This window comes from Pseudomonas sp. MF6396, assembly GCF_002018915.1.
Classification (GTDB): Bacteria; Pseudomonadota; Gammaproteobacteria; order Pseudomonadales; family Pseudomonadaceae; genus Aquipseudomonas; species Aquipseudomonas palmensis.
Genome location: NZ_MVOK01000049.1, coordinates 1 through 9785, shown reverse-complemented (window position 1 = coordinate 9785; position 9785 = coordinate 1). Strand labels below are relative to the sequence as shown.

Here is a 9785-nt window from a genome sequence, read left to right as displayed (position 1 = left end):
CATGCTCCCGCGTCCACATAGTTGTACTTTATCCTTTTGTTCTGTATCGTCAGTTGTGTATAAGCGACAGTTCTAGTATAGGCTATTTAGACAGATTATAATGTTACGGAGTCACTCTCCAGTTGTATGCTGTCGCTCTGCTTACATTTAACTCCTTCATGACTTGCTGAATAGACGCCCCGGCCTCAAGCAAGATAATGCCTCGTTCTCTCTTGGTTTTACCTTTTGCTTTTCCGCCTTTCTTGCCTCGGATTGCTTGAATTTTGCTTGTGTGGGTTCTGGCGACATAATCGTCAAAGGTGCCACGGGTAAAGTTTCTATGTGTCCACTTCGCTACGCTCTTGGCTGTGTGTTTAACCTCGGATATGTCCAACGGCGTAGTAAAATTAACGTTGTAGCCGGTGGCACGGTCTAGGCAAGCGTTTAGCCATTGATTGTAGTCGGGCCAGCCTTGGCGTATAGCCTTGTATGCCCACGCTCTCAATTCATCGAAAAGCATACAGTTACGACCAAGGCCATAGTCCTCTACGGGTTTCTCTTTCGCTTTCTCCGGGGTTAAGTCGATGTAATCGGCTAAGTCGTCCAACGTGTATGGATCGGCCTGCCACTCGGTAACGATCCAATGGGAGTTGATCGGGTTCTTGCAGATCAAGCCGGAATAGCCTCGGTCTGCTCCCAGTAGGTTACACAATGCCGCTTCGATGGCCGCAGCGTAGCGTAAAGGGGCTGTTTTGGCGTCGATTGCAGTTCGGATAGGGGTTTGTAGCAGGTAGAGCAAATGGGCGTGCCCATTGGCCGGATTTCGAGCGATTAGGTTAGGGGCTGGTGCTCCAACGTCATCCCAATGCATCCCCGCGTTGGTCTTGTCCAGATCGAAAACCATCCAATATCTATGGGTAGGGCCGTTTGGTTGGACCAGTCGAGCAAGTTTCGCTTTTTCTTTTTTGTTGATTTTTAAGCCGCTGATTAAATCATCGGTGTGATAAGGTCTCTTTGGTAAGTAGTCCTCAAATAGTTTTACGCATCCCATCGTTATCCTCTTCTAATAGTTATTTAGAAAAAGAAACCTTGGGAAGAGACTTGACAATAAAATTTTTGATGATTAAATAGTTTGTGTAGATTAAATTTTTATCGCTGTATCCAGACCACCTTGCCCAAGGTGGTTTTCTTTTTCTGCTCCTTTCAAGTTGCCATACTTTCGGGCTTTGTCAAACTTGGACGGTAAAAAGCCCGCTTGTTTGCGGGCTTTTAGTGTTTTGGACTTGGTAATTACTTGCTAATAGTATGCTGTCGGCCAGACCTATACCATTCAATGCACTCTTCGAGCGAATCCGTCCACTCATCATCCCTATGTAATGGGACGGGTTGGAATTTCAAAATACAGCTTGCGTCCTTAAAATCTGGGAGTAGCCAAGATGCTACAGTGTAGCGGAATTGGCTCCAGTCATTTGTAGCCGGGTGCATAGATACCGCCAGAAGGTCAAACTCTCCAAAGCGGTATGGTCGGGTGTTTTCCTCGCCTTTTTTACCACCTCGTGTCTTTTGAGTTTCAACAACATATTTTTCGGGGGAAAGGACGCGATAGCCTTCATTTGCCATCATAGGTCGCTGTTCTTTCTTACGCTGCATTTTTACCTGAATACCAATGTCTCCAATGGTATCGGAAATTTTAAAGTCGAACGGGAGGTCGCCGGGCGGCGTGATGTCTTGCCAGCCTGTTAGTTTATCCAGAACTTCAACTTTGAAACTCGCTTCTGCAATAATCCCCCGGATTCCTCGCTTGGTAAGATCTGAGCCGCGTGAAATGGCTTCCAGTATGACTTCCGCCTGTGCGTTAAACTCATCCTCCAGAGTATGTATTTTTATCTGACTACGGAGGTATTTGAAAATTTCTTCCCGTTCCTCGTTGCTGAGTTCGGATAGACGTTGCCGTAACTCGATCATTCACTGCTCCTTGGCTACCTTTGGGCGTCCAGCCTTCTCCGGCTGGAAATTCATAACGTCCTCACGAGAGACGAGGACATACCCGGCTACGGTCAGGGTGCGGACTCGTCCCCGCTTGATCAGTCGGCCTATGGCTTGTCTGGTAACGCCTCTGAGCCTTGCCGCGTCTGCCTGTGAGACCCATTCGTCTAAATTGGTTGACATTGACAACCCATTAACTTAACCTTGCCGTGTGGTAGGATTTGGCTCGCCATATCCTCGAAAATCCTCTATTAGATCACGGCCAGAATGACTGAACAACTTACCCTTGCAGTTGAAGAAACTGAAAAATTGGCCATTCCTAATATTTTTGAGAATGGCTTTTCTAATCCTTTCTATTCCACCGACCGGGGAGAGGCATATCTCGGGGATTCATTGGATTACCTGAAAAGCATAAAAACCGGGTCGGTTAATCTTGTGGTCACGTCTCCCCCTTATGCTTTGCATTTTAAGAAAGCTTACGGAAACAAAGATAAAGCCGATTACAATGAATGGTTTATCCCGTTTGCTAAGGAAGTAGCCAGAATCCTTACCGATGATGGTAGTTTTGTCCTTAACATTGGCGGTAGTTACAATAAAGGCGAGCCAACACGCTCGATTTATCATTACAAGCTTTTGATCGAATTGGTTGAAACTGTCGGTTTCTACCTTGCACAAGAGTGCTTCTGGTACAATCCCGCAAAAATGCCAGTTCCTGCGGAATGGGTTACTGTTCGCCGTATACGAATTAAAGACTCCGTTGAATACGTTTGGTGGCTATCAAAAACTCCATGGCCCAAGGCAAATAATAGGAACGCCTTACGTCCATACAGTGACGATATGCTTAGATTGAACAAGAAAGGCGTTAAAACTACTACTAGGCCATCTGGGCACGCTATCCGTGACTCCTTCGATAAAGTTCACGCTGGTGGCTCCATACCACCAAATATGATTGACGATGATACGCCAACTGACTTGTTGAAATTCGGAAATAATTCGGCTAACGATTCTTACACGAAAAGATGTAAAGAAGCGGGGATTAAAATACACCCTGCACGCTTTCCGGCTGCTTTGCCTGAGTTTTTTATCAAGCTTCTTACCGATCCCGGTGATGTGGTGCTTGACCCGTTTGCGGGATCTAATACCACTGGGAAAGTGGCTGAAGGATTAAAACGGTATTGGTTTGCCTTTGACCAAGTTGAAGAGTATTTAGAAGCCAGCAAATTTAGATTTGACTGAAATAAAAAGCCCGCATTGCTGCGGGTTTTTTATTGAGTGGGTTTGGCTATTGATAAGGGTCATAAGGGTCTTGAAACGGGCTTGGGGGCTTAGGTTTTAAAAGTCTTCTCCTTCTGGCCTGTTTCGCCTGCTCGGCTTCTTCTCTGTCAAATTCTATTATTTGCGTGTTGGTAAACTTGTCAGATACGAATAGCTGAACTTTTTCTTTAAAGCCAAATGCAACCTTGTTGGGGTCTAGTCCTTTCTCTTCAAGCTGTTCTTTTACAGACCATAGATAGTCGTGTCGCTTTTCTTTTCCCATGTATTTAGCGGTTTGTAAGATGTTTTCTTTCATTTCTTGATACAGGGTATCGGTGTCCTCGTGCATTCGTTTGGCATGTAGTACCTTGTCCACCTTTACGTCAAATTTATGGATTAGTGGTTCTAGTTTTTGGTCAAGTATCGTTATAGCTTGCTTAATTCTTTTGTGCTTTGCGGATTCGGCTGTCACTTTTTCTTTTAAATCATTTAGATTTTTTTGTAATTTATCTTTTTCTGCTTTGAAGTTCTTCCCCAACTCTACTTTTTTATTTTGTAGCTGTGTAATGTCTCGCTGAATATCTATTCGTTTCTGCGTCAAGGTGCTAAGGGTTGTCGTGTTTTCTTTGATTTTACTGTCAAACTGGCCAAGTCTTTTGCCCCAATGTGATTCGGCCTTTTCAATCTTCATTTGTAAATTAAGGTTTATTTGTTGGCCTTGGCGTATTTCTTGGTCAATCGTGCCTTTTGTTTGTTGCTTGTTCTCGACTTCTATTGTGACTTCCTCAAGCTTATTTTCTGTATTTTCAAGTTGCTCTTGTCGCATTGTATAAAGGTTAAATGCCCTGTCTTCTTTGGCTTTCTTACTTTCAAGCCTGATTTGTTTTCTAAGTTCAAGGTTTTCTTGGGTCTGTTCCAATCTATTAGCTACAAGTGAGATGTTCTCAGTTTTGAATTTTTTATTGATGTGCTTGTAAAATAACTCCTGCAAGGCTTCGCCTATGATTTGGCTTTCTTGGTAGGTTTGTTGCTTGGTATTTACAGGTGTATAACTCTTGAAAAATTCCACATTTTTAATGACTTTGTTGGCAAGCACCGCTTGCTGTTCTGTCAGGTCGTATTCACCTGTTCTTTTGTTTTTACAGTCGATAAAAATATGCGGGTGGTCGCCAACCTTCTTTTTACCTCCCTCTAATTCATCGCCGTGGTAGACCGTTAATAGGACGTTATAGTCAGGAAAATATTTGGCGTAGAAGTCCTGAATTGCAGAAACATAAAATTCAGGCGGTAGGTCTACTTGGTTGTGCATGGGGAATTTAAAGAAAGCCTCTTGGATGACTGTTCTACGACCATCCAGCGGCTTTTCTGCTTGGGTGATGGTGTTATGTAGGTCTATGTAGTTCTGGACGCTTTTGAGCTTCTGGGCCTTCCTGCTGACCTCGAAGGCTTCAAAATCTTCTTTGACCTGTTCGCTGTCGATGTAATCGCCACGGTCGATCAGATCATCAAGGTAGGCGGCTATGGGTTGGCCTGCCTCATCTTTAATGATTTTCTTAATTTTGTATTTATATTTGCCTTTGGTTTCTACATCTTCTTTTCTCTGCTCTTTGCTTCTATTGACCAGATGAAAAGGCGTTAGTGTGTCTTTAATGAATGACAAGGCCGACGCCTCATTCATTGGTACAGACATACCATTGACTATAAATATGTTGTTGTGGGATAGGTCTTCATCCCATTGTATTTTCTTTTCTTCTTTGCTGTGAACACGCAAGGAATGCTTTAAGGATTTGCCTAATTTTTTAAGTGTAGAGACTGAAAAATTAAGTCTCTTATATAGCATGGTTGTGCTTTTGATTTCATTGCTCATTTAACCCTCAGTAGTTGTTATTTATTACTCCTAAATTTCAGCGAGATGCTTTTGCTTTGCTCTTGGGTATCCAAAGGGGCACCCTTTGGCCCGGCGTTACCACTTCTCATCTTTTGCGAAGCAAAAGTGTGAAGTTGTAACCAAAGGGTTGATAAATGCTTCATATCGCTTTGCTCATTGCCCTTATTTGTAATTTACCATAGATTAAATTTTAATCAAATTTGTAGGCTGTTTGTGCTTGCGTATGTGTGCGTGCGGTGTAGTAATCTTTATTATTGTTATCTAATATATTTGATATCTATATATTGATAACTAAAGACGCAGGCGTGTGCGTGCGTATACATGAGGCGTGTGCAGGGGCGTGCATTATGCGAGACGATTTGTAAAAAAGATGGTCGTTTAGAAAAGGTCAAAAGCTCTTCTGGTGGGTAAGAGCTTAGGAACCTTTGATTATTGTTCTGAATTTTAACGTGTAACGCTTGCGATTTTAGATTTTTAGCTTGTATTTTAGTTTTGATATTGCATCGTGTTTTTGCTTCGGGCTTGGCCCTGCACTGTATACGTCAAATGTGACTGTTCCTGTCTCATGTCCGACGATTGAGGCAATGAGTATTCCGGGCACGTCTGCACGTTGTAATTGCGTGATAACGGTCTTGCGGAAACTATGGAAGACGTATTGGCTGTTATATTCAAGAGTGGTTTTTAATCTGCCAAATTGTTTGCTGAGTGCGTCGGATCGGTTTCCGTATTTGTTTCCTGCTGGTGAGCTAATCAAGAAACCGTCTTTTGAATTACGGATCAACTTTTCCACGGTTTCTTTTATGGCTGGGTGTATCGGCGTATGTCGTTCGCTGGCGGCGGTTTTTCCATCATAGAAGTAGAAGCATTGAATGCCTTCCTCGGTCACTATGTCTTGGGCTTGAAGCTGGCAAAGCTCTTCAATGCGTGCCCCGGTGTAAGCACCTAATAGTATAAGGTCGGTGAGTGTTTCACGTTTTTTGGTGGCTTTGGCGGCTTCATAGAGCCTTGCAACGTCTTCTGGTGTGAATGCCTTCCTTTCCATCGCTCCATCGTTCTTTTTGCTGCGATTTACTGGAAAGTCGTGTTTTTCAAACGGTGATTGTTGGTCGCGGTGCAGCTTTTTAAAATTTTCGTCGTGCTTAATGGCCCACTTCCAAAAACTTGACCCGGCGAATAGGTATTGCTTTTTTGTCTTAATGGAAAGGTTGAGCGTATCGAGATAGCTGGCAATGCTTTCGTGGTTGAGGTCGCGTTGCTCTGTCTCAAGCCAAGCATTCATCAATTTCAAGCGATTTGCTTGCGTGTCTACTGTCTTTTGAATAATGCCCTTGGTCTTGGTCTGATAGGCTTCAAATGAGGCGATTCTATTAGTTGTAATGGGGGACTTGATTTTGTAGTTGGTGGGGTTGTCGAGAATTGATTTAATTTCTTCAATGCTGCTGACGCTGATGGTTTGCCCTGCGGTGATCTCGTAATGTTCTACGATTTTTTGTAGGCGGATGTAGTCATTAAATCGCTCAATTTTTCGTTCGAGCGGAATATTTTCACCCAATTCATACCATTTTTCTTTGAAAACTTGGTATTCGCTGAAAGGTTTTTGGCCGTATAGGTCGAAATTGGCTTCAAACGCTTCCTTGGGGCTTTTCCATTTCTGACCATGCAAAATTACGTCGATGATGTAACTTCCGAGTTCGTCCAAGCTTTCCCGGCTGAACCTCGGGTCTACGTCATCGGAATTTTTAGCCATGACAAGGCTTAGCAGCCCGTCTTGCTGGCTTGTCTGAATCATCTGGGAAACGCTAAACGAGGTTTCTGGCAGGTGGTCGGGGGTTGGCCCTGCAATGCGTAGCCGAGCGTTTGCTATGGCCTGTTTCCATACATGTAGGAACGCCAATTTCTTTACCTGAGCTTCTGGCTTGCTGCCGGTTTTGAGCGATTCGGTGAACTCGCTTCGGTTCAGGACGTGGCGAACGTCCTTCGGGATGCTTAGGCGGACGTGCCAAGTGCCTGACCGTAGAACGAGGTTTTCGCTTGCCATTTTCGTCACTGATCGTTGGGTTGGGATGCCGAAAAATGTAGCTGGTTTTGGTCTGAATTTGTAGCAAAAATTTGTAGCAAAATCGCCTGAAAGCCTTGTAGGTCTTGATTTTAAAGGGCTTGAGGGGTTGATTCGGAAAGTCCCTATCTCTCCGCCATACATGCAAGAGCCCCTGAAACCTACGGTTTCAGGGGCTTTTTGCTTTTCGCGTGCGCACAGCAATTGTGCGTGGGAAACACTGTTCCCTGTTTCGGCGCATTCTGGCACTCAAGTAACACCCCATAAACCACGTATTCGCGCCTGGAGTCAGGACTTTTCCTATGGGCAGTGAAAGTGGCCGGTATTACTCTCGACCTGCACCTGAAAACAAGTGCGCACATGAATCCATCATGAAAAGGATATTTCCATGGGTAAGTACTGCTGCATGTATATCAACGAGTTCAAGGTCGACCAACCTGCTGAAGACGAAGTGGATAGCGTCAAGCTGGAAGAAGAGTTCACGCCAGAAGAAGCTGCTGTACTGGCTGAGTGATGAAAATGAATGAGGCGCTTGCTGCGCCTCATTTTTCTTTCAGCGTATATGGAAATTCCAGCCGATGAACATGATTGCTCCCGAGCGTACGTTGTCATTGCAAGATGCAGAAAGTGTGATAGATCAGCACTTTATCAACGAAGGAATACAGGTAACCCTGAACCGTTACGGTAGCCCGCTGTCCAGCACTGTGGCCACGCTTGAATTCCCCTCTGACAGCCGTGACATGGAGTCTGTCGGCTGCGGAAAAGGGTATGAAGCAGAGGCGCGCATCGGCGCCAAGTATGAAGCGTATGAACATAGCATGGGGCCACTTCAACTACGCTCCCATAGCGTCTTGCAGTGTTTTGATTCGGTTGTTTCCCAACCGGCCTTGCAGGGCGTACTGCCGGTGCAGATGCTTCGTCATTCGAAGACTGCACAGATGGCTGTCATCCACTTTGCGGCGCATGAAGCATCAGGCGGCGCTGATCTGCACTACCCGTCATTCCTGATCAATCATCAGTATGCCAATGAAGCCATCGCTGGCGATGATGCCGACTATGGCGCTGCGCGCCGATATTCCTGTGGTACGGGTGTGGCAGCAGGCTACGGGTTCACCGAGGCGGCGATACATGCCGCGAGCGAAGTCATAGAGCGCCACGGTATCGGCCGCTTTATTGCACAGCACTTCTTTTACGAGTGCAAAACACCCATAAGAAAGATCGCTCACGCCTCGATGCCGCAAGCATTGCTGCAAACCTTGCGCGATGCGCAAGGTGCCATCGGGGCCTCGATCGAAGTGTTCGACGCCACCAGCCAGATACCCTATCCCGTTTTCATTGCCTATTGCCCAGACAAGACAATCGCCGATGTGCATGTGGTTGGCGGTGGCTGTTCGCTGTACCCGAGCCACGCCGCAGCACGCGCCATCAAGGAGCTGGTGCAGCAATACAAAGTCGCCGAAGGCCTGGAAGAGGTCACCCGGGAATGGACAGGTTCAAGGAACAACCTGGCACGGCACCCACGGCTGCTGCGGTGCCTGCGCCTGGCGTTTGATTCGACGCAGCGCGCCAGGATGACATCAGCCCCCATGCCACGCGACCCGGACAGAATGCCACTGGATCAACATTTGCTGCACCTGAAGCACGAGTGCTTCAAGGCGGATCATCCCATCTGGGTAAAGGAGCTGCATTGCAGCGCGGCCCAAGTGAGCCTGGCCTGTGCCGTCATGCCGAAAATGGAAAGGTTCTCCATCGTCTCGCTGGGTGGAAAAGTGGTGCCTTGCTACAAGTACGAGTAAACGGCACCACCCTCAGGTCGCCAGGGGCAGGTCATCATCAACGGGCTGGATCAGCCCTCTCTTTCGGAATCAGGCCATTCATGAGCCCAACCAAAAACGTGAGCCCGCGTGAACGGCAGCGCCGTGATTATCTGCTGTCTTCGCCACTCGGCGCTGCTACCCGCGCGATCCACCTGGGGCAACATGAGGCGGGCCTGGATCAGTTTCCAGTGCCCGCACTGATCTGCAATTCCGCGGCACTGTTGGACTCCGTTGAAGCGGGGAGGGACATGCTCGGCAATGCAGAGGGGGAAAACTTTGCCTACCAGCGCTACGCCAACCCCACCGTTTCCGTCCTGGAGGCGAAGTTTCGTGCCATCGAACACTGCGCCTACAGTCTGGCAGTCAACAGCGGAATGACCGCCTGCCTGCTGGTCTTTCGTGCGCTGCTGGGCGCAGGTGACCACGTCATCGTGCCCCGCGGCCTGTTCTATGAAGTGATCGAACAGCTTGAGCATGAAACACGTCAGCGTGGCATAACGCTGTCGGTCATTGAAGCGTACGAAACGGCGGCGTTTCAGGCGGCCCTGCGGCCCGACACCAGAATGGTCTTTATCGAGGCACCCACCAACCCGGCTTTTCTGGACATCAATATTGCGGAACTGGCGAAACTTTGCATGAAGAACGCCGTTCTTCTGGTTGTCGACAATACCTTTCTAAGGATGGTCTGAAGTAGCCCCTGTTTTCCGGCTACTTCGCCATCGACACTTTCAAAAAACGGTAGCCGCTCAAATCCCGGTCAAACCTGCCGTCTATTTCAGCCTTTTTTGCCGCTGCAAGCACCTCG

The 9785-nt window shown here is 46.9% G+C and carries 8 protein-coding genes; 4 read left to right on the top strand and 4 right to left on the bottom strand.

The features are described from left to right. Window positions 1-103: 103 nt before the first annotated feature. Both MF6396_RS27190 and MF6396_RS27185 read right to left on the bottom strand, forming a co-directional pair. Entirely contained in the window at window positions 104-1030 is a 927-nt protein-coding gene (locus MF6396_RS27190) for a replication initiation protein (RefSeq protein ID WP_078481970.1), read from the bottom strand. A gap of 239 nt (window positions 1031-1269) precedes the next feature. Next, the gene (locus MF6396_RS27185; protein ID WP_078481969.1) at window positions 1270-1944 is read right to left on the bottom strand and encodes a hypothetical protein; all 675 of its coding nucleotides are present in this window, start codon (window positions 1942-1944) and stop codon (window positions 1270-1272) included. A 288-nt stretch (window positions 1945-2232) separates the two neighbouring features. Between MF6396_RS27185 and MF6396_RS27180 the strand changes: the two genes are divergently transcribed. Then, the gene (locus MF6396_RS27180) at window positions 2233-3201 is read left to right on the top strand and encodes a DNA-methyltransferase (RefSeq protein ID WP_078481968.1); all 969 of its coding nucleotides are present in this window, start codon (window positions 2233-2235) and stop codon (window positions 3199-3201) included. Window positions 3202-3247: 46 nt separating this feature from the next. On the opposite strand, the gene MF6396_RS27175 is transcribed toward MF6396_RS27180, so the two are convergent. After that, entirely contained in the window at window positions 3248-5086 is a 1839-nt protein-coding gene (locus MF6396_RS27175; RefSeq protein ID WP_153046134.1) for a hypothetical protein, read from the bottom strand. Window positions 5087-5573: 487 nt separating this feature from the next. Beyond that, window positions 5574-7307, bottom strand: coding sequence for a tyrosine-type recombinase/integrase (locus MF6396_RS27170; protein ID WP_078481966.1), 1734 nt, complete (start codon window positions 7305-7307; stop codon window positions 5574-5576). 244 nt (window positions 7308-7551) lie between these two features. Between MF6396_RS27170 and MF6396_RS29260 the strand changes: the two genes are divergently transcribed. The 3 genes from MF6396_RS29260 to MF6396_RS27160 all read left to right on the top strand — a co-directional run bounded on the left by MF6396_RS29260 (window position 7552) and on the right by MF6396_RS27160 (window position 9669). Then, window positions 7552-7677, top strand: a complete 126-nt coding sequence (locus MF6396_RS29260; RefSeq protein ID WP_254996984.1) for a hypothetical protein — start codon at window positions 7552-7554, stop codon at window positions 7675-7677. A 64-nt stretch (window positions 7678-7741) separates the two neighbouring features. Next, on the top strand, window positions 7742-8959 hold the full coding sequence (locus MF6396_RS27165; protein WP_078481965.1) for a YcaO-like family protein: 1218 nt from the start codon (window positions 7742-7744) through the stop codon (window positions 8957-8959). A gap of 80 nt (window positions 8960-9039) precedes the next feature. After that, on the top strand, window positions 9040-9669 hold the full coding sequence (locus MF6396_RS27160; protein ID WP_078481964.1) for an aminotransferase class I/II-fold pyridoxal phosphate-dependent enzyme: 630 nt from the start codon (window positions 9040-9042) through the stop codon (window positions 9667-9669). Window positions 9670-9785 lie beyond the last annotated feature (116 nt).

Bases quoted from the DNA above. Each gene is read 5' to 3' on its own strand.
- MF6396_RS27180 (WP_078481968.1), top strand. From the start codon at position 2,233: ATGACTGAACAACTTACCCTTGCAGTTGAAGAAACTGAAAAATTGGCC.
- MF6396_RS27165 (WP_078481965.1), top strand. From the start codon at position 7,742: ATGAACATGATTGCTCCCGAGCGTACGTTGTCATTGCAAGATGCAGAA.
- MF6396_RS27170 (WP_078481966.1), bottom strand. From the start codon at position 7,307: ATGTATGGCGGAGAGATAGGGACTTTCCGAATCAACCCCTCAAGCCCT.
- MF6396_RS29260 (WP_254996984.1), top strand. From the start codon at position 7,552: ATGGGTAAGTACTGCTGCATGTATATCAACGAGTTCAAGGTCGACCAA.
- MF6396_RS27185 (WP_078481969.1), bottom strand. From the start codon at position 1,944: ATGATCGAGTTACGGCAACGTCTATCCGAACTCAGCAACGAGGAACGG.
- MF6396_RS27160 (WP_078481964.1), top strand. From the start codon at position 9,040: ATGAGCCCAACCAAAAACGTGAGCCCGCGTGAACGGCAGCGCCGTGAT.
- MF6396_RS27175 (WP_153046134.1), bottom strand. From the start codon at position 5,086: ATGAGCAATGAAATCAAAAGCACAACCATGCTATATAAGAGACTTAAT.
- MF6396_RS27190 (WP_078481970.1), bottom strand. From the start codon at position 1,030: ATGGGATGCGTAAAACTATTTGAGGACTACTTACCAAAGAGACCTTAT.